Genomic DNA, 23,187 nt, shown 5'->3' with positions numbered 1-23,187 from the left:
GGATCTCCCGAGCCCAGTGGTCCCGCTCCCACGGCGCGACCCGGGGATGGGAGCGATCGGGAAGCCTCTGGCCCCTACTGGGCAAGTTCCCGGTCATGAACGTTCGTACCCTTCGTCAGCTGGATCCGGCTGGCCGCGGAATCGATGCCACAGCCGGCGGCCGGCGAGGAACAGCAGCAGAGCACCCGCGCATGCTGTCAGTATCGCCAACGCCTGCCCGTACGCGTTGGACCGTACCGTCACGCTGGTCGGCTCTCCCAGTTGCTGTCCATCGGCGGTGGTCAGAGAGAAGTTGACGACGAGCTTGCGGGAGTCGTTGGCCTCGGTGGGAACGGTGAGGGTGCGACTGCCCCGCGGAGGCAGCGTGGTGGGGCCGATGTCCGTGATGGTCATCCCGGAAGGCGCGTCCACCTGCAGACGGACGGTGATCCCGACCGGGAGGTCGTTTCTGGCGACCAGCAGCAGCGGGCTCTGTTCCGACGCCAGCGTGTAGACGCCGCCCGGCGACACGACGGTGACGGCCCCGAACATGTCGTCCATGGTTTCGGCCACCTCGTCGGCGCGCGTGTCGGACGCTTCTTCCGCGGACCGGCGTTCGTCGTCGCGGCGATGCGCGAGGCTCATCGACCGCACCAGGTCCTCGCGGAGCGGCGCGGTGAACCGCTCCGGGGTGAGCGGGGCCTGCGGGTCGTCGACCAGCGCCGCGTTCAGTGCCTCGATCCGGGGCATCTGGGTGGCGGCGGCGTCGCGGATGTGGGCGGGGACGCCGTCCTCGGCGGCCTGATCCGGGTAGTCCAGGCTCGCGACCTCGGGTGATCCGGGCTGACGTCCGAGCAACGCGGGCAACGGCCGGGGCGTCGCGAGCCCCGAGCGCATCAGCGACGACACCGTCGACAGCAGCGTCTTCGCGTCGTCGGCGCCTGCCGTCCACAGCTGCGGCGGCACCACCATCAGCGATCGGGGGACACCGGCGGCCCGTGCGGCCTCGGGTTCGAGGGCCGACCACGACACCGCACCGAGCGCGTCCTGCAGCCGGGCGGTCTGGGAATCGTCCGAGAGGTCGTACCGGGCGCGCTGGGGTGTGTAGGACGGAGTCTGCGGAGTCGTTCCCATCGCGGCGAGCGCCGTGCCGACGGACGGATCGAACAGCAGCGCGTCGACGCTCCCCGTGGCCGCGGGCGTCTCGGTGGCCGCCGGGGTGGTGGTCTCCCCGTTCGCCGGGACGGGGGCTGCGGGCGGCGGTGTCGCCTCGATGACGTGGGCGCTGTCCCGGGGCGTGGTCGTGTCGACGGAGTTCGCGGCCACGAGCGCGGTGGTCGCGTCGTCTCCGCGGAGCATCTGCGCGGTCGCGTCGTCGAGCACGCCGGCGTCGCTCCACACGAAATTGCGCAGCGACGTGACACCCAGCACATTGTCGACGATGTCGGCGGGGGCGTCGACGGCGGTCGCGGTGAGGTCGGCGTTCCCGACCTCGGTGATCGCGGACAGGTCGGCCTGCGCGAACGGCACCGACGTGGTGCACATCGTCGCGGCCAGCGTCCGGGCACGCTCGAGCCACGCCGACGCGGCCTCCTTGCCCGCACCCTCGTGCGCGGAACCGGTGGGATCGGACGGGTTGTCCACCACCAGATAGCCGCGCGTCATGTTCTCGACGGTGATCAGCAGGTCCGGGTCCACCGCCAGGCACAGACTGTCCCTCAGCGTGTGGTCGCGGTCGACGCTCTCCCGGGTGGCGAATTCCGCCGCCCCCAGCAGTTCGTCGAGCCGGCCGCCGTCGTCCAGTGAGGTCGCGAGGTCGTCGTCGACGAGACGCACCGGTTCGGTGACGGAGCCGGCGACACCCGCCGCGAGCCGGGGGCGGTCGGCGAGGGGCCACATCATGGTGACGGCGACGGGACTGGAGATGTCCGGGGGCACCGCCGGACTGCCCGGGACACCGAACACGGGCAGCAGGAACCGGGCGTCGTCGAGGCGCGCGGCCCCGCCGTACTCGGGGGTGCCGTTCACGTTCACCATCAGCGGGTACACGCCGGGTTCGGTGATGTCGAGAGAGAGGTCGGTGTCGGAACGCAGCGGCAGCGACAGCGTGAACTGCTTGCTCTGGCCCTCGTCGAGGCGGCCCGCGACCGTGTCGAACATGCCGACCGTGTCGTAGCGGGACTGATCGAGGGTGAGGGACGTGCGGAGACCCTCGCTGCTCGCGACGGCCGGAGCGCGTTGCAGTCGCACACTGACGTCGCGGACCGTGCGGTCGCCGATGTTCTTCACCGAGCCCGTGACGGTGACGATCGGGTCGCTCGTGGTGGTCACCGTGGACGGGGTGACGTTGTCGATGTGCAGTTCGAGGAACTCGGGGTCCTCGTCGACGAGCTGGGTCCCGGCGCTCTCCGGCGGCACGGGTTCCTGGGCCGACGCCACCACGGTGCTGGTGGGAACCAGAACGACCGCGAGTGCGGTCAACGTCACGGCACCGACCCGACGCAAAGCCATCCTCATCCGGCGTCTGGCCCCTTCTGGAGCTTCAGGTCGGAAGTGGGCGGAGTGGTAGTCATCTTGGAGATCAAGTCACCGGCGATTTCTGCGAGTTTCCGTTCGTCTGCGTAGGCCAGGCGTGATCCCAGCTCGGCGAGCGGCACCCACGCTACCTCGGTGACTTCCACGTCTTCGTCCGACAGTTCCCCGCCGAGGCATCTCAGCAGATAGTGATGGACGGTCTTGTGGACCCGGCGGCCCTCGGTGACGAACCAGTAGTCGATGCTGCCGAGTGACGCCAGGACGGTGCCCTGGATGCCGGTCTCTTCCTGGACCTCACGCATCGCGGTCTGTTCGGCGGTCTCGCCCTGCTCGATATGCCCCTTGGGCAGTGACCACAGCAGCCGCCCGCGACGGTCGGTGCGCCCGATCAGCGCGGCGCACAGATTCTCCCGCGGGCCGCCGAGTCCGTTGACGACGAGCCCGCCCGCCGACGTTTCCCGCACCGTCCTCATGTGGGGTTTCGCGGGTTTGCCGACGGCGCCGCGCCGCCGCGAGTTGCGGCGACTCCTGTTCGCACGTTCGGCAGCAGACACCCCATCGATAGTAGTTGGCTTTGCCGTTTCCACCGGAACGCCGCACCCGAACCGAGACGCTTCGTGACACACCTGTGGTGAACCGAACTGCGAGGTGACAGCGTGTATGCGTATCCCGCTATTTGCGCACCTCGGTAAGCTTCCTGGACGTGACTGCCCCTTCTCTCGACGACGAGCGCCGTACGCGACTGCTTGCCGGCGCCGCGGTGACGCTGCGCGAGCTGTCCGAAGTCCTGACGCCGCTCGGTGAGAAGTTCGCTTCCGCCGGTCACGAGTTGTACCTGGTGGGGGGCAGCGTCCGGGACGCGATCCTGGGTCGCCTCGGCACCGACCTCGACTTCACCACCGACGCCCGCCCGGAGCAGGTGCAGAAACTGCTGTCCGGCTGGGTCGACAACCAGTGGGACACGGGTATCGAGTTCGGGACGATCAGCGCCGCCAAGGCGGGTCAGCAGATCGAGATCACGACGTACCGGGCCGATGCCTACGACCGGGTGTCGCGCAATCCCGTCGTCCAGTTCGGGACGAAACTCGAGGACGATCTGGTGCGGCGCGATTTCACGGTCAACGCGATGGCCGTCCGGATCGGTGCGGACGGCTCGCAGGACTTCGTCGACCCCCTGAACGGCATGGACGCGCTGCTGGCCGGGGTGCTGGACACGCCGTCGGCGCCGGAGAACTCGTTCAACGACGACCCGCTGCGCATGCTGCGGGCCGCCCGGTTCGTGTCCCAGCTGGGATTCACCCTGCAGGAGCGCGTGCATCGGGCCATCGTCGACATGGCCTCGCAGATCGAGCGGATCACCGCCGAACGCGTGCGTGCCGAACTGGACAAGCTGATCCTCGGCGAGTTCCCCATCGACGGCATGAACGTGATGTGCGAGACCGGTCTGGCCGATTTCGTGCTGCCCGAGGTGCCGCAGATGAAGCTCGAGATAGACGAGCACCACCAGCACAAGGACGTGTACTGGCACTCGCTGACGGTGCTGAAGCAGGCCGTCGACCTCGAGGACGGCGACCCCGACCTGGTGCTGCGCTGGGCGGCGCTGCTGCACGACATCGGCAAACCGGACACGAAGCGCAACGAGCCGGGTGGCGGCGTGAGTTTCCACCACCACGAGGTGGTCGGCGCGAAGATGGTCCGTAAGCGGATGCGGGCCCTGAAGTACTCGAAGCAGATGGTCGACGACGTCTCGCAGCTCGTGTTCCTGCACCTGCGGTTCCACGGCTACGGCAAGGGGCAGTGGACCGATTCCGCGGTGCGCCGGTACGTGACGGACGCCGGTCCGCTGCTGCCGCGCCTCCACAAGCTGGTCCGCGCCGATTGCACCACCCGCAACAAGCGGCGGGCGGCTGCGCTGCAGGCGACGTACGACGACATCGAGGAGCGGATCGCCCGGATCGCCGAGCAGGAAGACCTCGCCCGGGTGCGCCCCGACCTCGACGGCAACGCGATCATGGAACTGCTCGGCATTCCCGCGGGGCCGGAGGTCGGGAAGGCCTGGAAGTACCTCAAGGAGCTCCGGCTCGACCGCGGTCCTCTCAGCCGGGACGAGGCCGAGGCCGAACTCCTGTCGTGGTGGGCCGCGCAGCAGGCCTGACCGATCCGCTGGTTCCTCCCCTGCTCAGCCACCCTGCACACCCAAATCGAGTGACGTCGGTCACATGAACTGGCCGTTGCCGTGGTGCCGACATCACCACCGCGCCCGCGGCCGGGTGCGAGAGACGTCATCGAACGCTCACCGGGGTTAATCCCGACGAAACACGCCGGTCGGCACCATTGATACAGGTCGTGAGCCAGGTGGACACGCGGCGACCGTGCAGGTGAGGAGCGAGTCGATGCAGCAGCAGAAAGCCGGGACTTCCACAGTGAAGACCGCCTGCTCGTACTGCGGTGTCGGCTGCGGCATGGTGCTCGAGGTCGGGATCGATCCCGAGACGAATGCCCGCCGGGTGCTCAAGGCGTCCGGCGACAAGGACCATCCCACCAACTTCGGGCGGCTCTGCACCAAGGGCGCGACGAGCGCGGAGATGCTCGTGGCCGGTGGCCGCATGGAAACCGGGTACGTGCGGGACGAGCGCGGGGAGGCGCCCACCGCGGTGGACGTCGGCGCCGCCATCAGCGAGACCGCCCGCCGGCTGAAGGAACAACTCGACGAGCACGGTCCCGACGCCCTGTCCTTCTATGTCTCCGGCCAGATGTCCATCGAGGCCCAGTACCTGATCACCAAACTGGCGAAGGGCTTCGTCGGGACCAACCAGATCGAGTCGAACTCGCGTCTGTGCATGGCCAGCGCCGGCACCGGCTACAAGCAGTCCCTCGGCGCCGACGGTCCGCCCGGCTCGTATCAGGACTTCGACAAGGCCGACGTGTTCTTCGTGATCGGCGCGAACATGGCGGACTGTCACCCCATCCTGTTCCTGCGGATGATGGACCGGATCAAGGCCGGCGCCAAGCTGATCGTCGTCGACCCGCGCCGCAACGCGACGGCCGACAAGGCCGGCCTGTTCATGCAGATCGCGCCGGGCACCGACCTCGCACTGCTCAACGGCCTGCTGCACCTGCTCGTGCAGAACGGGCACACCGATCCGGCGTTCATCGCCGAGTTCACCGAGGGCTGGGAGGTGATGCCCGAGTTCCTCGAGGAGTACACCCCCGAGAAGGTCGCGGAGATCACCGGCATCCCCGAGGCCGACATCCGGCAGGCCGCCCAGTGGATCGGTGAGGCCGAGAACTGGATGAGCTGCTGGACGATGGGCCTCAACCAGAGCACCCACGGCACCTGGAACACCAACGCGATCTGCAACCTGCACCTGGCCACCGGGGCCATCTGCCGTCCGGGCAGCGGCCCGTTCTCCCTCACCGGTCAGCCGAACGCCATGGGCGGCCGCGAGATGGGATACATGGGTCCCGGACTGCCTGGCCAGCGGTCCGTGCTCGCCGCCGACGACCGGGCGTTCATCGAGGATCTGTGGGAGCTGCCCGAAGGCAGCATCCGCACCGAGGTCGGCACCGGCACCGTCGACATGTTCGAGCGCATGGTGGCGGGCGACATCAAGGCGTGCTGGATCATCTGCACCAATCCCGTTGCCACCGTGGCCAACCGGCGGACCGTGATCGAGGGCCTCGAGGCCGCCGATCTCGTGATCACCCAGGACGTCTTCCTCGACACGGAGACCAACGGGTACGCCGACATCCTGCTGCCCGGCGCGCTGTGGGCGGAGTCGGATTCGGTGATGATCAACTCCGAGCGCAACCTCACCCTGCTGCAGCAGGCCGTCGACCCGGTCGGCCAGGCGCTGCCCGACTGGCAGATCATCGCCCGCGTCGCCTGCGAGATGGGATATGCGGACGCGTTCACCTACGAATCCTCGGAGGACGTGTTCGAGGAGATCAAGCGCACCTGGAATCCGAAGACCGGCTACGACCTTCGCGGCGTCAGCTACGACCGGCTGCGGGAGACGCCGGTGCAGTGGCCGAGCCCGCCCGGCAACCGTACCGATCGCAACCCGATCCGCTACGTCAACGACGGCGTCAGCCAGAACCTGCTGTCCGCTCCCGACGGTTCACTCCCCCGCCTCGCGTTCGCCACCGCGAGCGGCAAGGCCGCCTTCTTCCCGCGCCCGCACATGCTGCCCGCGGAGATGCCCGACGACGACTACCCCCTGGTCCTCAACACCGGGCGCCTGCAGCACCAGTGGCACACCATGACGAAGACCGGCAAGGTCGCCAAGCTCAACAAGTTGAACTCCGGCCCGTTCGTCGAGATCAACCCGGCCGATGCGCAGAAGCTGTCGATTTCCGAAGGCGACAAGGTGGAGGTCGCGTCCCGGCGCGGTCGCGCGGTGCTTCCCGCCGTCGTCAGCGACCGCGTGCTGCCAGGAGGCTGTTTCGCCCCGTTCCACTGGAACGACTCGTTCGGTGAATACCTCAGCATCAACGCCGTCACCAACGACGCCGTCGACCCCACGTCCTTCCAGCCGGAGTTCAAGGTGTGTGCCGTCTCCCTGACCCGGGTGGCCCCGGTGTCCGAGCCCGAGGTTCCCGAATCGGGTGGGGCTCTCACCCTCGCGAGCGGCTCGCCCGCCGCGGAGATGAGCCGCATTCTCGGACTGGATGATTCGGCATCCCCCAGCTTCGACGAACACGAGCGCACGTACCTCGCCGGACTTCTGGCGGGTCTGCAGTCCACCGAACTGCAGGGCGTTCCGGTTCTTCCGCGCACCGCGCCGATCTCCGGGTCGAAGAGGGTGTGGCTGGACGGTCTGATGGCGGGGCTGTTCTCCCGCTCCGCCGTACCGGACGGCTCCGCGGCGCCGGACACGAGTCCCGCGACCGCTGAATCGGTCCAGCACCCCGTGGTCGTGGTGTGGGCGTCGCAGACCGGCAACGCGGAGGAGTTCGCCGCCGAATGCGCCCGCCAGCTCGAGGAAGCCGGCCACGGCACGCACCTGACCAGCATGGACGACTACGACGTCGCGGGCCTTGCCGACGTCCGCGATCTCCTGATCATCACCAGCACGTTCGGGGACGGCGACGCCCCCGACAACGGCAGCAGCTTCTGGTCCGCGCTCAGCAGCGACGAGGCACCGAGGCTGGCGCAGACCCGCTACGCCGTACTGGCTTTCGGAGACTCGAACTACGACGACTTCTGCGGGCACGGCAAGCGGATCGACGCCCGGTTGGAGCAACTCGAGGCGAAGCGGCTGACCGAGCGCGTCGACTGCGAACCCGACTACGAGGACCAGGCGCACCAGTGGCTGACCCAGGTGCAGAACCTGGTCCGTGAGCGCGCGGCCGGCGGTGCTGCCCAGGCCGCCCCAGCGCCTGCCAGGCCCGCGGCGAAGAAGGCGGCGACGTTCACCCGGAAGTCTCCCCTCGTCACCCGGTTGACGAGGAACATCCCGCTCAGCGCGGCCGGTTCGTCGAAGGACGTGCGGCAGTTCGGCTTCGAGGTGAACGATCCGGAATTCTCCTACGAGGCGGGCGACGCGCTCGGTGTGTGGCCCACCAACAGCGATGGCGTCGTCGACGAGTGGTTGAAGGTCACCCGGTCGATCCCGGACACACCCGTCACGCTGCCGGACCTGCCGGAGATGACACTGCGGGAGGCGCTGCGCACGAAGCTCGAGATCACCAAGGTGACGCCCGAACTGCTGCGGTTCGTGCAGAGTCGCACGCAGGACACCGAGTTGGCGCGACTGCTGCGCCCGCACAACAAGATCGCGCTCCAGCAGTGGTTGTGGGGACGGCAGTCGATGGACGTGCTGGCGCAGTACGAAGTCGACGCCGACGCGGAGGAGTGGCTGGGCGTCCTCAAGCGCCTCCAGCCGCGGCTGTACTCGATCTCGTCGAGCCCCAAGGTGGACCCGGGTGAGGTGCAGCTGACCGTCTCCGCGGTGCGCTACAACCACGAGGGCAAGAACCGCTCCGGGGTGTGCTCGACGTTCCTCGCCGATCACTGCGACGACGTCGACGTGCCGATCTTCGTGCAGAAGTCGGCGCACTTCCGTCCCCCGTCGGCCGCCGATGCGCCGATGATCATGGTCGGTCCCGGCACCGGGATCGCACCGTTCCGCGGATTTCTGCACGAACGCAGGGAATTGGGTCACACGGGCAAGAACTGGATGTTCTTCGGTGAGCAGCACGAGGCTACCGACTTCTACTACCGCGAGGAGATGGAAGCTATGCACCGCGACGGATTTCTCACCCACCTCGATGCGGCGTTCTCCCGGGACCAGCGGCAGAAGATCTACGTGCAGGACCGCATCCGCGAACACGGCGCCAAACTGTGGGGCTGGATGCAGGAGGGTGCCTCCCTCTATGTGTGCGGCGACGCCAGCCGGATGGCCAAGGACGTCGACGAGACGGTTCGTGAAGTCGTCCGCACCCACGGTCGCCTCGACGAGGAGGACACCGAGCTGTACATGAAGCAGCTGTCCAGCGACAAGCGCTACGTGCGGGACGTGTACTGATCCGCATCTTCGGCGGTTTCTACTTGTTCGGTCCGTATATGCCGACATAGTATGGCGGTCATGACGCATGCGCGGACGACCTCCGGATGACGGGTATCCGGATACGACAGGCCGCGGAACTCCTCGGCGTCAGCGACGACACGGTCCGGCGGTGGATCGACAACGGCAGCCTCGCGGCGGACAAGGACGAGTCGGGCCGCAAGGTGATCGACGGTCCCGCCCTCGCCGAGTTCGCGCGCGCCAACGCGTCGAAGTCGCCCGACCTGCTCGGATCGGAATCCTCGGCACGTAACCGATTCACCGGCATCGTCACCGCGGTCGTGATGGACAAGGTGATGGCCCAGGTCGAGATGCAGTGCGGGCCTTTCCGTGTCGTTTCCCTGATGAGCAGTGAAGCCGTTCGCGACCTCGGGCTCGAGCCCGGCAAGGTCGCGGTAGCCGTCGTCAAGTCGACCACGGTGATCGTCGAAACTCCTGGAGGAATTTCATGAAAATGTCCTGGCGCCGGGTCACGACGGGGGCTGCTGCGGCCGCGCTCGGTCTGGGCCTTCTCACCGGTTGCGGTTCGAACGACGACAGCGGTGCCTCGGGTTCGGCCGAGTCGACGTCCGCGGCCGCATCGGGCGGCGACATCACGGTGTTCGCCGCGGCGTCGCTGAAGGGCACGTTCACCGAACTCGGCGAGATGTTCGAGACCGCGAACCCCGGATCCCACGTGGAGTTCAGCTTCGCGGGTTCGTCCGACCTCGCCGCGCAACTCGACCAGGGCGCTAGCGCCGACGTGTTCGCGTCCGCCGACACGAACAACATGAAGAAGGTCGTCGACGCCGGACTCGTCGCGGGAACCCCCGTCAACTTCGCGACCAACACGCTGACCATCGTGACGGCACCCGGAAACCCCAAGGGCATCACGTCGTTCGCGGATCTGAACCGTGAGGGAACGCTCGTCGTCACGTGTGCCCCGCAGGTTCCGTGCGGTTCCGCGACACAGAAGGTCGAGACGGCTTCGGGTGTCGACCTCACCCCCGTCAGCGAGGAGTCGTCGGTCACCGACGTGCTGAACAAGGTGACGGCCGGTCAGGCGGACGCCGGACTCGTGTACGTCACCGACGCGGCAGGTGCGGGCGACAAGGTGACCGCCGTGCCCTTCCCGGAGGCGGCGCAGGCCGTGAACACCTATCCGATTGCCGCGCTGTCCGCTTCGAAGCAGCCGGAGGCGGCGCAGGGCTTCCTCGACCTCGTCACCGGACCCGAGGGCCAGGCGGTGCTGGCGAAGGCCGGATTCGCTCAGCCGTGATCCGAGCGCCGCGCGTGAAGGTTCCGTCCGGGCTTCCGGGCTGGATCTTCGTGCCCGCAGCGGTGGGCGGCCTGTTCGTCGTCCTGCCGTTGTTTGCGATGCTGGCGAGTGTCGACTGGACGCGCTTCTTCGAACTGGTCACGTCGGAATCCTCACTCGCGGCGTTGGAACTGAGTCTGCGCACCGCCGCCGCAAGTACTGCCCTGTGCATCCTGCTGGGCGTCCCGATGGCGGCGGTGTTGTCCCGCAGCAGCTTTCGCGGACTCAACGTGCTGCGTTCGCTGGTGCTGCTGCCCCTGGTACTCCCACCGGTGGTCGGGGGCATCGCCCTGCTCTACACGTTCGGCCGGAAGGGTCTGATCGGGCAGCACCTCGAGGTCGCGGGCATCCACATCGCGTTCACCACCACGGCCGTGGTGCTCGCACAGACCTTCGTCGCGCTGCCGTTCCTGGTGGTGAGCCTCGAAGGGTCGCTGCGGACCGCGGGCAGGCGGTACGAGCACGCCGCCGCCACGCTCGGTGCGAGTCCCACCACCGTCTTCCGGCGGGTGACGCTCCCCCTGGTGCTGCCCGGACTCGTGTCCGGTTCGGTGCTGGCGTTCGCGCGGGCGCTCGGCGAGTTCGGGGCGACGCTGACGTTCGCGGGCAGTCTGCAGGGCGTCACACGGACCCTGCCGCTCGAGATCTACCTGCAGCGCGAGACGGACGCGGATGCGGCCGTGGCATTGTCGCTGGTGCTGGTGATCGTCGCGGTCGTCATCGTGGTGGGTTCGCGGGGCTGGGCGTCGAGGGCGGCGCTGTGACCGGCCTGAGCGTCGAGGCCAGGGTCGCGGCGCGCGGCGTCGAGGTGGGATTCGACCTCGCCGACGGTGAGGTGCTGGCGGTCCTCGGACCGAACGGCGCAGGCAAGTCGACGGTGCTGTCGGTGGTCGCGGGCCTGGTCCGGCCGGACGCCGGACGTGTCGAACTGAACGGTCGCGTGCTCACCGACACCGAGCGTGGCATCGCGGTGCCGCCGCACCGGCGCGGTATCGCGCTGCTCGCGCAGCAGGCACTGCTGTTTCCGCATCTGACGGTGGCCGCGAATGTGGCGTTCGCGCCGCGTAGTTCGGGCCGCGGACGCCGGGAGTCGCGGGCGGTCGCGGAGAAGTGGCTGGACGCAGTCGATGCGGCGCAGTTCGCCGATCGCCGTCCGCACGAGTTGTCCGGGGGGCAGGCGCAGCGGGTTGCGGTCGCCAGGGCACTCGCCGCGGAACCGCAGGCGCTGCTGCTCGACGAACCCATGTCCGCCCTCGACGTCGCTGCGGCCCCCGCCCTGCGGGTGCTGCTCAGGCGGGTGCTGCGGGAGGGCGACCGGACCGCGGTCGTCGTCACCCACGACGTTCTCGACGCGCTGGCACTGGCCGACCGGGTGATCGTCGTCGAGGGCGGACAGGTCGTCGAATCCGGTTCGGTGCGCGACGTGCTGACGCGCCCGCGCAGTGCGTTCGCCGCGCGGATCGCCGGACTCAACCTCGTCCCCGTGTTCGCGGCGCAGGACGGGTTCGAGACGGAGACCGGTGTTCGGATGCAGGGTCTGCTCGACGCCGACTTCGTCGGGGGCGCGCCGGCCGTCGCGGTGTTCGCACCGCATTCGGTGGCCGTGCACAGGCGGTCTCCGGAAGGCAGTCCACGCAACGTCTTCCAGGTGACCATCTCGGAGATTGAGGTGCGCGGGCCGACGGTCCGGGTGCGCGCCGCCGAAGCCGGAGGCCGGCTGGAGCTGAGCGCCGACGTGACCGCGGCGTCCGTCGCGGAACTCGATCTGGTGCCGGGCCTGGACGTGTACTTCGTGGTCAAGGCCACCGAAGTTGCGCTTCACACCGTGCGTACTTGTTAACGTCGGGCGGTTGAGAAGTACTCACGGGTGCAGGGACGCATGCATCAGGTAGACGTTGTAGCTGTCCCACTCCGAGATCGTGAAATACAGATCCTCGCCCGTCGACCACGGGTGGATGAAGCCGCCGTACGCCTTCGGATAGTCGGCCGTGTCGACGAGCGTCGCCGCGTCCGACCATGCACCCTGCGGGCTCGACGACTGCCGGAGGATGATCGAACCGCCGACGGGTTCGAGGTAGCTCATCTGCCACGTGTCCGCGGCCGCGTCGTAGCGCACCGACAACTCGCTGGCCACCCCACCGACGATGGGGGTCGCGAGGCGCTGGGACACGGGTGTCCACGTGCCGTCCGACCAGTACTGGTACGACGTGGTGTTGAGTACCTGGTCGACGGGTACCCGGGCCAGGCCGATGGTGCCGATCCGCCCGTTGGGGGTGCCGAACATGTACACGTAGTCGCCGTGCGGCACCATCGCGGACACCTGGAACCGGGCACCGAAGATGTTGTCCCACTTGGCGTGCTGATCCTTGATCCAGGTCTGCCCGTTGTCGTCGGAGTAGGCGATGCCGCCGTAGTTCGTGTACCACATGCCGGGGACCATGCTCCAGCGCTTCACCGACATGTAGCTGAGGTACTGACGGTCACCGATCGCGAACCCCGACGTGGGGATGGTGGTCGTCTCGAAGTTGTTGATGTGCCTGCTGTCGATGATCTCGGCGGCGTGGCACCGGCTGTCCTGGACCATGCTGTCGATGGTCATGCCGTCGGACAGGTCGGTGTCGGTGCTGTGGCCGAGAACGTTGCTCCGCCAGTCCTCGCCGAAGGCGCCGGGCGGGGCCCAGTCCTTGCCGAACGTGTCACCGAACGCGACCGCCACCTCGCCGGGCCTCGTCTCCCACGTGATGCCGAGGTCGGTGCCGTCCACCTGCCAGCGCTTGTCCGTCCGGTTCTCCGAACCCTGTCCGGTCAGCTGCGACACCAGCCGGACGTCGCCGACGGCCGGCTTCGCCATCGCGGCGGTGAGGGAACCACGTACGGCCGGGTTGATCTCGACCGGCGGCGCCGGTTTCGGTTCGGGTCCCGGACCGCCGGGAACGGGAATGGGAATGGTCTCGGGCCGCGGATCGATCGAGATCTTCGGGATGGTCAGCGCACTCGAGCCCGACGACCCCGATGACCCCGACGACCCTGCCGAACCCGAAGAACCCGGGCCGGTTTCCGGTTCGTCGACGTCGTCGGTGAGGTCGGGGCACGGGTCCGCGCACGGATCGGCGGGGAGGTCCTGGGCGACGCGGCTCTGGTCGATGCGCGGTCCGGGGACGGGGACGGGCACGAAGTCGGGGTACGGGATCGGGATGCTCACGGTCGGCGGGATCGGGGGCAGCAGTGGCCCGCCCGGGCTCGGCGGCTCCTTCGCCGGGTTGAATCCGGTCTCGCCGCAGGCGTTCACCGGGAGCCAGGGCAGGGTCTCGGCTGACGCCGGTGCGGCGGTGAAACCGATCGTCGCGGCGACGACGGCGGCCACGTACAGGGGCACTCCGGGCACAGACCAGGACTTGTCGACCACGGGACCCCTCCACATCGGTGGTCGGAGTGACGGTGGACCGACCTGCACGCGCGGGGTCGAAGATAACATCGGGGGACGGCATCCGCGGCGCACGCGCCCGGCCCGTCCGGTTGCGGTCCGGTCACAGTGCGGTTTCACCGTCGCAGCGGAATTCGCGGATATTCGGTGGAACCGGATGCGGTCGCGCTGCGTCCAACCTTCATATGGATCCTCTCGAGTACTCGTTCGGAACCGGTGCCGACGCCCCGGTGGCGTGGACGTCGCCCGCCGATCTCGACCTCGGACCGTCCGGCGGTGTCGACGCGGTACGCCTGGACTTCGACGGCGACGGACTTCTCGACGACGCGATGTGGGATTCGGACGGCGACGGGGTGGCCGATCGTTCGGTGCTCGACTACGACGCCGAGGACGAGTCCCGCTACTTCACCGATCCTTCCGGCGGCGGGACGTGGAACGCCGAGATTCCGCGCGAGCCACCGGTGATCGCGGCGGTGCACACGTGGCGCCCCGATCCGGTGGTCGGCACCGCTGGGACCATTGACGCCGGCGCCGAAGCCGGGCAAGGTGGGTTGGGATTTCAAACTTACCGAGGGTTCGACGAGGAGAACACACGATGACCGATCTGACCCGCGAGGCGGCGAGCGCCTTCGTCGTCGCAGCCGGACTGGAACTCGACGAAGTGTCGGGAACGAAGGTGGTCGGCCACATCGACCTGTCCGCCGACCATCACACACCGTGGGGAGTAGTGCACGGCGGCGTCTACACGACGGCGGTCGAATCGGCCGCGAGCATCGGCGCGAGCACGGCCGTCGCCGACCGCGGTCAGTTCGCGGTGGGCGTGCACAACGGCACCGACTTCCTGCGGGCCCGCACCGAGGGGCGGGTCGACGTGGTCGCGGTGCCCATCCAGCAGGGCCGCGTGCAGCAGTTGTGGTCGGTGGTGATCACGGCGTCCGACACCGGCAAGGAGGTGGCTCGCGGTCAGGTCCGCCTGCAGAACGTGCCGATGCCGGGGTCGGAATAGCCCGGTTCTCAGGCAGGTTCGCGCCGGGTGTTGAACAGCACGCCGACCAGTCCGAGGCCGTAGAACGCCCCACCCGCCAGCACCAGTGCGAGTGATCGGCCGTCGGGGGCGATCACGAGGGACGCCGCGGCGATCGACCCGATGAACGCGACGTTGAACACGGTGTCCTGAAGCGCGAACACCTGTCCCCTGCGGTCGTCCTCGATCTCGATCTGCATCGCCGCGTCGCCGCTGAGTTTGATGGACTGTCCGGCGAATCCGAGTAGCAGCGCGCCGCACAGCAGCGACGCCTGCGTGAGGGTCGCGACGAACGTGCACTGCACGACGAGCGCGAGGATCAGGCCCCCGACGATGGTGCGGGACCGTCCGATGCGCGGAATGAGGAACGGTGTCGAGATCGCTGCCAGCAGCATGCCCGTGGCGGTGGCGCCGAGCGCGACACCGAAACCGGCGAGGCCGCCTGGCAGGGCGCTGACGGTGGCGGTGTCGCGCAACACCAGAACCATGATCAACGTGTTGACGCCGAACACGATCCGGTGCGTGCCGATCCCGATCATGGCGGTCGTGACGCCCGGAGAATGCCACACGGCGAGCGCCCCGTTGCGCAGTCCGGCGGCGACGGCGCGGACCGCCCCGTATTCGGGTTTCTCGTCGGCGTGCGGACCGAGAAGTCGATGGTGGAAGCGCGACGCCGCGAACGCGGCCACCGCGGAACCGCAGGCGGCGGCCGCCACGGCGATTCCGGAGCCGCGGTCACCGGCGCCCACGAACGAGATGATGGCGACGGACGTCGCGGCCCCCAGCGCGGCGACGACGGAACCGGTGGTGGCGAGCACCGAATTGGTGGCCACGAGCCAGGAACGGTGCACCACGCGCGGCAGCGCCGCCGAGACTCCCGCGAGAACGAACCGGCTCACACCGATGGCGGAGAGGGCGAGCACGAGGAGCGCGGATTCGCCGGTCCCGGTCTCCAGCAGCGCGGCGGTCACCAGAATCAGCAGTCCGCGCAGCACATTCGCCCACAGCAGCACGCTGCGGCGGTCCCAGCGGTCCAGGAGTGCGCCCGCGTACGGTCCGATCACCGAGTACGGCAGCAGCAGCACCGCGAAGCCGGCGGCGATCGCGACGGGATCCGTCTCCCGCTCGGGGTTGAACAGAATCGCGCCACCGAGTGCCGCCTGGAACATGCCGTCGCCGAGTTGGCTGGCGAATCGCACGGTGGCGAGACGGGCCAGTCCGGGCGACCGCCGGAGCGTGTACGCCGTTCTGCGCCACGCCTCGCGCCGGTCCCCGAGCTGTTTCGCCATTCACAGGACCCTATCCGGCGGCCGCGACCGACCTGTCCTGCCACCACCGGACTGTCTCCTCGGCAGCCCGGTCGAGTGGCGTCGGGGCCAGTCCGAGGCGGGCCTCGCTCTCGGACGAGTCCATCACGAACGGCTCCTCGAACTGGTACAGCATCTCCGCGAGTTCGCGGGTCCCCTGGTGGACGAGCCCGCCGCCGCGGATCACCCAGCCGGGCAGGGTGCCCACCTTCGGGGCGGGAACCCCGGCGGCCTTCGCGTAGGCCTCGACCATCTGCCGCTGGGTGACGGCCGGCGCGGTCGGTGCGTGCAGCACCGAGTTCCACAGCGCCGGGTCGTGGGCCGCGGCGATCATCGCGGCCGCGAAGTCGTGGATGTACGTGAACGAGTGGGGCAGGTCGGCGGAACCGAGGACGCGCATCGTCTTGCCCGCGAGGACGACGGGCACCATGCGCTCGCCGGCGTGCGCGTTCAGCACCCGCGGTCCGAAGAAGTCGGACGCGACGACGCTGACGGTGGGCGTCGAGGACTCGGCGCGGGCCTTCAGCAACCGGGTCCGGATGCCGCGCTTACCGGAGTCGGCCGACCGCGGCGTGTGCTCGGTCATCGGCTGTCGAGACGCGTCGTAGGAGTAGAGGCTCTCGGGGAAGACGACGACCGCGCCGACGCGTCCGGCGGCCTCGAGGACCGTCTGCTCGGCGGCGGGGAGTTCGCGCTCCCAGGCGTCGGCGTTGTAGGCGGCGTGGATGCAGTGGTAGACGGCGGTCGCTCCGTCGAATGCCTCCTGCAGCGCGGCGGCGTCGGAGACGTCGACCTTCCGCCGCTCGATCAGGGGATGGTCCGGGCCGCTGCCCGAGCGGGTGAGGACCCGCACCCGTCGGCCCTGTTCGGCGAGCTGCCGGGCGACGGTCCAGCCGACGGGTCCTGCTCCGGTGACGATCTCGAGGTTCGACATTTCTGCTCCCGCTGAGTGAGTCGATTTCGGTGATTCGAGAGCACTGCTCTCTGTTATTCGAGAATGCTCCCTCCGGTCCGCAATGTCAAGAGCAGTGCTCTCGTTTGTTGACACTGCTCTCTGAAATTGCGACGCTGGACCCCATGCCAGGAACACCACGCGAGCGCGCCCGCGAGCAGACGTTGCAGGACATCACGAGGATCGGTCGCGAACAGTTGGCCTCGGTCGGGGGTGCGGCCCTGTCGCTGCGGGCCGTCGCGAGGGACCTCGGCGTGGTGTCGTCCGCCGTGTACCGGTACGTCAAGAGCCGCGACGAACTGCTGACGCTGCTCGTCGTCGACGGATACAACGAACTCGGCGACGCCGTGGAGGCCGCGGTGGCGTCCGCGGCCGGACCGCGGGAGCAGTTCCTGGCGCTCGGACGTGCGGTGCGGGAGTGGGCGCTGCGCGAGCCCGCCCGCTACGGATTGCTGTTCGGCAGCCCGGTTCCCGGTTACGACGCGCCCGGGGAGCAGACGACGACTCCGGGAACGCGGGTGATCTACGCGCTCGTCGGGATCTTCGACAACGCGTTCCGGGCGGGCAAGCTCGCGGCGGACGCGGCGGCGCCCATCGACGACCGGCTCGCCACCGACCTCGACCGCGTTCGCGCCGAACTCGGCCTCACCACACCCGACCATCTGCTCGCCCGCGGCGTGCTGGTGTGGTCGGCACTGTTCGGGGCCGTGAACTTCGAGGTGTTCGGGCAGTACGGCGCCGACACGTTCACCACACCGGGCGCACTGTTCGAGCACCACCTCGCCGTACTTGCCGAGACGGCGGGGCTGCCTGCGGCGTAAAGCGGCGAACCGGACGCAGGTCGCGTCCTCCGTCACATCGCGTTCGCCGCGGTGGGATGATGTTCAGGTGGCGCACGCAGAAGAACCCGAAGATCGAACGGCGTCGACGGAACCGGTGGTCCGGCCCGGCAGCCTGTTGGTCTCGTCCACAGATCTCGTCGAACCCGCATTCCGTCGCACCGTGATCTATGTGATCGAGCACAACGAGGCCGGAAGCCTCGGTGTGGTCATCAACCGTCCCAGCGAAACCGCCGTCCACGACGTGCTGCCACAGTGGGCGCCGCTCACCGCGCGCCCGTCCGCGCTGTATGTCGGCGGTCCCGTCAAACGTGACGCCGCACTGTGCCTGGCGACGCTGCGCACCGGCGCGCAGGCCGACGGCGTCCCCGGTCTGCGCCGGGTCCACGGCCGCGTGGTGATGGTCGATCTCGACTCCGACCCCGAAGTCGTCGCCCCGCTGGTGGAGGGTGTCCGGATCTTCGCCGGCTACTCGGGCTGGACATACGGTCAGCTCGACTCGGAACTTCAGCGCGACGACTGGATCGTCATCTCGGCGCTCGCGTCGGACGTCGTCGCCCCCGCCCGGGTCGACGTGTGGGCGCAGGTGCTGCGCAGGCAGCCGCTCCCCCTCGCCCTCCTGGCCACCCACCCGATCGACGTCGAGCGGAACTAGCCGACACACCCCGCGCACGTCCCTGGGCTGTCGGGGACGGGTGGTATCAACAGAGGTGGGGAACGAGAAGTGAGGAGGACAGCACACGTGATCGACACCTGTCACGGAACATTGATCGTGCACACGCTCTACGGAGCCGAATGCACCGACGAGTCGTGCGTCGAGTTGTCCGAGGTCCGGCACGCACTGATCATCGACTGCGACGAATTCGGTGACTGCGGGTGCTCGGCGGAGTTCGCCGAGCAGTTGCGTCACGCCTCCTGAGAATCCACCTCGAGCGTCACCCCGACCTCCGACAGTCGCCGGCTCAGCTTCGGGAGATGGCTGCCCGGCCAGTACAGCTGCGCACAGTCCCGGCACCGGCTGAACTGGTGTTCGTTGCGCGCGACCCCCGGCGGCGCCTCGGCGAGCGCGTCGTCGCGGGGAATCGGCGTGAGTAGCCCGTTGCATCGCGCGCACCGCGTGAACGGCGTGATCCGCGACCGAAGGTCGAAGCGGTCCAACACTTCCCGCAGCTGCCGGCGTGGGTCCGTTTCGTGTAGGAACGCCCCGTGGGTGACCGCCGACCTCTTGAGCAGTCCCGTGTCCCGGGTCAGGACGATGCGGTGCTCGGCGAGGGAGATGTCCACCAGTTCCGTGTCGTCGAAGTCGTTGCGGTAGCGGGTGTCGAAGCCGAGCAGGCGGAGGTAGCGGGCGAGGCGGCCGAGGTGCACGTCGAGCACGAATGTCGGGTCCCGCAACGGTCGCGGGCGCAGTTGCGTCACCCCGGTCAGGTCGAAACGCTCGAACACGGGATACACCGCGACGCGTTCGCCGCCGCGCAGGAGATACGCGAAATCGACGGACACTTCGTCGACGAGGATCAGATCCACCTCGGTGTGCGGGACGCCCAGCGCCTCGATGCGGTCCTTCACCGACGGGGTGCCGTCGAATCGGTGCTCGAAGGTGCGCTTGCGCTGCACCGGCGGCAGAAAGTCGTTCAGCTCCTCGTAGAAGCGGAACTCGCAGTGGCGAAGCGGTTCGGGCATCGGCATTTCACGTCCTCAGGCCACAGTACTGGCCGCCTCGGCCCGGTCCCCACCCTTCGTGCGGACGCCCAGCACGGCGACGACGCCGCACAGGACGGCGCCGATGATCGCGAGTTCGAGGACGGCCACGTGCATGCCCTGGACGGTGATGGCGATGCCCGCGCAGATGGACGGTACCGCGAGACCGACGTAGCCGACGGTGAAGAACGCGGCGAGTGTCCCGCCCTGGGCATCGGGGGCGTGCTCGGCGGCCGCGGCGCCCACCGCGCGCATCGCACCGGCGAACGAGAGTCCGTGTCCCACACCGACGACGACCGTCACGGCGCACAGCAGGGCGAGGGACGGCGCGAAGTCGACGACGAGCAGACCCACCATGCCGACGCCGACGGCGCCGATGCCCAGCGTTCGGCAGAGCACCGTTCCGAGCCGGTTGGCGACGAGTTGCGCCGACACCGAGCACACCATGACCAGTGCGGCGGCACCGCCGGCGACCACCAGGTTGCTCACGTCGAGCAGGTCGATGATCCACGTCGGGACCACCGACTGGAACAGGCCGACGGCGCCCCACGCCAGCGCCACTCCGAGGGAGGACAGCCAGAACACCCGGCGGAGCGGTGCGGGGACGTGCGGCACCTGGAACAACTGGGTGGGGCGTGACTGTCCGCCGGTGGGTGCGGGGAGCAGCAGCACCAGGATCAGCGCGGGCAGGAGCGCCAGCGTGAACAGCACGTACGGCAAGACCAGGGCGTGTGGAAGGTACTGCGCGACGGCGCCGCCGAAGAGCGGGCCGAGCGCCGCACCGAGGGCGGTGGTGAGGGTGGCGGCGAGACCGGCGCGGCGAAGGTTCCGGGCGGGTTCGTGCTCGATCAGGGCGGCGGAACCGGCGGCCGAGCACGCGCCGACGGCGATCCCCTGGGAGATCCGGCCGAGGAACAGCCAGACGGTCGAATCGGCGAAGGCGAGGAGCACGGCGCCCAGCACGCTGAAGAAGATCGCGGCCAGCAACACGAAGCGGCGTCCGAGCGCGTCCGACAGCGGGCCGAAGAACAGCAGCGAGGGAAGCAAACCGGCGACGTAGACGGCGAAGATCAGCGTCTGGACCAGCGGGGTGAAACCGAATTCGTGGCGGTACAGCGAGTACAGCGCCGTGGGCATGTTGGAGCCGAGGAGCAGGACGACGAGGAGATAGTTCAGACCGTGGAAGTGGCGGCTGGTGGTGCGGGCGGTGGCGGTCGGGAGGGTGCCGGCGCGAGCGGTTGACGTGGACGTGTGGGGTCGCCTCCTCGGGCTGTCCGAATATGTGAAGCTGTCCAAATACATGGGACGTCCTACGTAGTTTAGACGGGCCGGTCGGGACGAGCGAGCCGACGAGGTGTGAGGATGAGTACATGACGGTGGTTCGGCGCGAGTCCGCGTATCAGCAGTCCCTGGACTGGATGCGCGGCAGGATCGCCGAGGGCGACTGGAAGGTGGGCGAGCGCATCCCCACCGAACCCGAGCTGATGACGCTGCTCGGGGTCGGGCGCAACACCGTGCGCGAGGCCATCAAGACCCTGACGTCCACGGGCATCCTCGAGATCCGGCGGGGATCGGGGACGTTCGTGCGGGCACGCACCGACATCGGCGGGCTGCTCGGGCGGCAGGTCGCGGTCGCCGAGATGCTCAACGTCTTCGAGGTCCGGCGGGCCCTCGAGACGGAGGCCGTCCGGCTGGCGTGCGGGCGGCGCACCGACGACGACCTGCGGTCGCTGTCCGCGCTACTCGACGAACGGCAGCGCACCGCCGACGAGGCATCCCGATTCGCGGACGCCGACCTCGCGTTCCACCTCGGGGTCGTGGAGGCCGCGCACAATCCGGTGCTGTCCGACCTGTTCGCCGGGATCCTCGAACCCACCCGCGCCACCTACGACTTCACCGAGGGCGTCCACCCGCCGTCGCTGACCACCGACGACCACCACGCCGTCGTCGACGCGATCGCCGCCCGCGACGAGGACGCCGCCGTCCGCGCCGCCCTCGGCTACCTCGACCGCGTGCTCGACGCGGTGCACCAAGCCTCCCGCCCGTGAGTGGTTAGCGAGTCCCTGCACTCTTTGCGCACTCACGGGCGGCGGAGCCGCCTGTCGGCGAACGCGTTGAGTGCGCCGGCCATCTCCTCGGCCCGCGCGCTGGTGACGGTCAGGCGGTCGCCGCACGCGGTCGTGACGATCACTGCGGGGCCGGTCCTCGTCACGACGCCGTAGTTGCGCCTGCCCTTGACCTTGAGTCCCCAGCCGCCGAAGTCGTCGAACGGTGCGATGACGTCGACGCGGGCGCCCTCGATCTCCTCGATCCCGTACTGCAGCGCGGTCATGCCCATGTTCACCACCCGGATACCGGTCCGGTCGACGATCACCCGGAATCGGAGCAGGCTCACGATCAGCAGCCCCACCGGAACGAACACGGCGAGCGGCCACCACGCGTCGACGAGCAGGCAGACCGCGAGAGCAGGCACGACACCGAGCAGCAGGAGCAGCACCAGCGAGCCGACGGTGCCGAACCCGACCGTGTCCGCGACGGTCGCAGGGTCGTCGGCGCGCGGCAACCGTGGGTCGGGAGTACCGGTCGCGGCAACCCGGGGCCGGTAGTCGCGGAGCAGGGCGGCGCCGATCAGGCCGACGACGGCGCCGATCACGACACCGAGGCCGAGCGACCACAGCGGGAGTTCGGTGTCCGCGGGGTCGGTGACATCGAGTTGGACGTAGAGCAGCAGCACCTGCACCGTGAGGATCAGGCCGACCACGGACAGCCCGACGACGAGCATCGTGCGGCGCATCATCAGCATTGCCTGGGCGAGGGCGGCGATCGCGGCGCATCCGCCGCCGAACAAGACCGTCACCAGGGCGAACGTCCAGGCGCTGGACATCGGGGTGGAGAAGCCGTCCGGCGAGGTGGTGGTCCAGTGCGTCGCGATCTGCGCCGGGAGCCGCGGTTCCCAGACCTTCGTGAGGATCACCCCGGACAGCGCGGCGATCACCGGGAGCAGCAGACCGAAGACTGCGCCTGCGGGGTCGACGACGCGCGAGGAGTTCACCGGACGGGCCGTCGCCTGCCGGTCAGGACGGCTGGCAGGCGCCCTTCAGGGAGCACGCGCCGCAGGAACTGCCGCATCCGCCGGTGTCGGCGGCGGGCACCGACGCGGCGGCACGGGCACCGAGCGATCCGCCCGTCGCCGCGGTGAGCGCGGCGGCCACGACGCTGACGAGGACGGCGCCGATTCCGAAGACTCCGCCGATCAGGATTCCGGCGATTCCGCCGATGACGAGGAGCCCGGCCGCGGCGAGCAGGGTGGGCCCCGCGACCTTGTTGGCCAGCGCAAACGTCTGATCGTCCCGCATCGTCTCGGGGGTGCGGACACCCGCCCACCGGTTGCGCGGGAGGCGCTCGGCGAGGCCTGCAACGGCGACACCGGAGACGGCGACGGCGAGCACGAACAGCACGACGGAGGCAATCAACACGTGACCAGGATACGGCGGACCCGGATGCGCAGGTGAGCCCGGGTGGGGTGAGGCTCTACCCTGGTTGTCGGTATCCCCCTGATC

Annotated in this window: 21 protein-coding genes; 12 read left to right on the top strand and 9 right to left on the bottom strand. The window is 69.0% G+C overall.

Annotated features, from left to right (window positions below):
* Positions 1 to 93 precede the first annotated feature (93 nt).
* Both JWS14_RS19705 and JWS14_RS19700 read right to left on the bottom strand, forming a co-directional pair.
* The gene (locus JWS14_RS19705) at positions 94 to 2,490 is read right to left on the bottom strand and encodes a DUF6049 family protein (RefSeq protein WP_206014146.1); all 2,397 of its coding nucleotides are present in this window, start codon (positions 2,488 to 2,490) and stop codon (positions 94 to 96) included.
* A 2-nt stretch (positions 2,491 to 2,492) separates the two neighbouring features.
* Positions 2,493 to 3,068 carry an NUDIX hydrolase gene (locus tag JWS14_RS19700; RefSeq protein ID WP_072942710.1) on the bottom strand — a complete coding sequence of 192 codons (576 nt, stop codon included), beginning with the start codon at positions 3,066 to 3,068 and terminating at the stop codon, positions 2,493 to 2,495.
* A 149-nt stretch (positions 3,069 to 3,217) separates the two neighbouring features.
* Here JWS14_RS19700 and JWS14_RS19695 point away from each other — a divergent pair, with 149 nt between their 5' ends.
* The 6 genes from JWS14_RS19695 to JWS14_RS19670 all read left to right on the top strand — a co-directional run bounded on the left by JWS14_RS19695 (position 3,218) and on the right by JWS14_RS19670 (position 12,220).
* On the top strand, positions 3,218 to 4,669 hold the full coding sequence (locus JWS14_RS19695) for a CCA tRNA nucleotidyltransferase (RefSeq protein WP_072942709.1): 1,452 nt from the start codon (positions 3,218 to 3,220) through the stop codon (positions 4,667 to 4,669).
* Positions 4,670 to 4,907: 238 nt separating this feature from the next.
* On the top strand, positions 4,908 to 9,044 hold the full coding sequence (locus tag JWS14_RS19690) for a bifunctional nitrate reductase/sulfite reductase flavoprotein subunit alpha (RefSeq protein ID WP_206014145.1): 4,137 nt from the start codon (positions 4,908 to 4,910) through the stop codon (positions 9,042 to 9,044).
* 86 nt (positions 9,045 to 9,130) lie between these two features.
* The gene (locus JWS14_RS19685) at positions 9,131 to 9,535 is read left to right on the top strand and encodes a TOBE domain-containing protein (RefSeq protein WP_072942706.1); all 405 of its coding nucleotides are present in this window, start codon (positions 9,131 to 9,133) and stop codon (positions 9,533 to 9,535) included.
* Positions 9,532 to 10,341, top strand: a complete 810-nt coding sequence (modA, locus tag JWS14_RS19680) for a molybdate ABC transporter substrate-binding protein (protein WP_072942704.1) — start codon at positions 9,532 to 9,534, stop codon at positions 10,339 to 10,341. Before JWS14_RS19685 ends, modA begins: the two co-directional genes overlap by 4 nt.
* A complete protein-coding gene (locus tag JWS14_RS19675) occupies positions 10,338 to 11,144 on the top strand; it encodes an ABC transporter permease (protein ID WP_072942702.1) in 807 nt (268 codons plus the stop codon). Before modA ends, JWS14_RS19675 begins: the two co-directional genes overlap by 4 nt.
* A complete protein-coding gene (locus tag JWS14_RS19670; protein WP_072942701.1) occupies positions 11,141 to 12,220 on the top strand; it encodes a sulfate/molybdate ABC transporter ATP-binding protein in 1,080 nt (359 codons plus the stop codon). Before JWS14_RS19675 ends, JWS14_RS19670 begins: the two co-directional genes overlap by 4 nt.
* 21 nt (positions 12,221 to 12,241) lie before the next feature.
* Here the strand turns inward: JWS14_RS19670 and JWS14_RS19665 are convergent, their stop codons facing one another.
* Positions 12,242 to 13,801, bottom strand: coding sequence for a DUF4185 domain-containing protein (locus JWS14_RS19665; protein ID WP_420855118.1), 1,560 nt, complete (start codon positions 13,799 to 13,801; stop codon positions 12,242 to 12,244).
* Between the two features lie 188 nt (positions 13,802 to 13,989).
* Between JWS14_RS19665 and JWS14_RS51765 the strand changes: the two genes are divergently transcribed.
* Together JWS14_RS51765 and JWS14_RS19655 are read left to right on the top strand one after the other, a co-directional pair.
* Complete coding sequence (locus JWS14_RS51765) at positions 13,990 to 14,403, top strand: hypothetical protein (RefSeq protein WP_206014144.1); 414 nt, start codon at positions 13,990 to 13,992, stop codon at positions 14,401 to 14,403.
* Entirely contained in the window at positions 14,400 to 14,810 is a 411-nt protein-coding gene (locus JWS14_RS19655; RefSeq protein ID WP_072942698.1) for a PaaI family thioesterase, read from the top strand. The genes JWS14_RS51765 and JWS14_RS19655 overlap by 4 nt, the downstream gene beginning before the upstream one ends.
* An 8-nt stretch (positions 14,811 to 14,818) precedes the next feature.
* On the opposite strand, the gene JWS14_RS19650 is transcribed toward JWS14_RS19655, so the two are convergent.
* Positions 14,819 to 16,117 carry an MFS transporter gene (locus JWS14_RS19650; protein ID WP_206014143.1) on the bottom strand — a complete coding sequence of 433 codons (1,299 nt, stop codon included), beginning with the start codon at positions 16,115 to 16,117 and terminating at the stop codon, positions 14,819 to 14,821.
* A gap of 10 nt (positions 16,118 to 16,127) precedes the next feature.
* Complete coding sequence (locus JWS14_RS19645; RefSeq protein ID WP_206014142.1) at positions 16,128 to 17,069, bottom strand: NAD-dependent epimerase/dehydratase family protein; 942 nt, start codon at positions 17,067 to 17,069, stop codon at positions 16,128 to 16,130.
* 143 nt (positions 17,070 to 17,212) lie between these two features.
* Between JWS14_RS19645 and JWS14_RS19640 the strand changes: the two genes are divergently transcribed.
* From JWS14_RS19640 to JWS14_RS19630, 3 genes are all read left to right on the top strand, one after another.
* Positions 17,213 to 17,908 (top strand): TetR/AcrR family transcriptional regulator, encoded by a 696-nt coding sequence (locus JWS14_RS19640; protein WP_206014141.1) that lies wholly within the window; start codon positions 17,213 to 17,215, stop codon positions 17,906 to 17,908.
* Between the two features lie 67 nt (positions 17,909 to 17,975).
* Complete coding sequence (locus JWS14_RS19635; RefSeq protein ID WP_095865449.1) at positions 17,976 to 18,581, top strand: YqgE/AlgH family protein; 606 nt, start codon at positions 17,976 to 17,978, stop codon at positions 18,579 to 18,581.
* Between the two features lie 87 nt (positions 18,582 to 18,668).
* Positions 18,669 to 18,845: a hypothetical protein gene (locus JWS14_RS19630; protein ID WP_174705501.1), complete on the top strand. Its 177-nt coding sequence runs from the start codon at positions 18,669 to 18,671 to the stop codon at positions 18,843 to 18,845.
* Here JWS14_RS19630 and JWS14_RS19625 read toward each other — a convergent pair.
* Positions 18,833 to 19,615, bottom strand: a complete 783-nt coding sequence (locus JWS14_RS19625) for a Mut7-C ubiquitin/RNAse domain-containing protein (RefSeq protein WP_206014140.1) — start codon at positions 19,613 to 19,615, stop codon at positions 18,833 to 18,835. The two genes, JWS14_RS19630 and JWS14_RS19625, sit on opposite strands and share 13 nt — an antisense overlap.
* A 9-nt stretch (positions 19,616 to 19,624) precedes the next feature.
* A complete protein-coding gene (locus tag JWS14_RS19620; RefSeq protein ID WP_083395683.1) occupies positions 19,625 to 20,929 on the bottom strand; it encodes an MFS transporter in 1,305 nt (434 codons plus the stop codon).
* Positions 20,930 to 20,997: 68 nt separating this feature from the next.
* On the opposite strand from JWS14_RS19620, the gene JWS14_RS19615 reads away from it, so the two are divergent.
* Positions 20,998 to 21,675: a FadR/GntR family transcriptional regulator gene (locus JWS14_RS19615; protein WP_072942684.1), complete on the top strand. Its 678-nt coding sequence runs from the start codon at positions 20,998 to 21,000 to the stop codon at positions 21,673 to 21,675.
* 32 nt (positions 21,676 to 21,707) lie between these two features.
* On the opposite strand, the gene JWS14_RS19610 is transcribed toward JWS14_RS19615, so the two are convergent.
* Positions 21,708 to 22,679 carry a DUF1648 domain-containing protein gene (locus JWS14_RS19610; RefSeq protein WP_206014139.1) on the bottom strand — a complete coding sequence of 324 codons (972 nt, stop codon included), beginning with the start codon at positions 22,677 to 22,679 and terminating at the stop codon, positions 21,708 to 21,710.
* A 22-nt stretch (positions 22,680 to 22,701) separates the two neighbouring features.
* Positions 22,702 to 23,103, bottom strand: coding sequence for an SdpI family protein (locus JWS14_RS19605; RefSeq protein WP_072942681.1), 402 nt, complete (start codon positions 23,101 to 23,103; stop codon positions 22,702 to 22,704).
* Positions 23,104 to 23,187 lie beyond the last annotated feature (84 nt).

This window comes from Rhodococcus koreensis (genome assembly GCF_017068375.1).
Taxonomy (GTDB): Bacteria; Actinomycetota; Actinomycetes; order Mycobacteriales; family Mycobacteriaceae; genus Rhodococcus_F; species Rhodococcus_F koreensis.
Note: the sequence above shows the minus strand (reverse complement) of the source record. Positions and strands in the feature narration are given on the sequence as shown.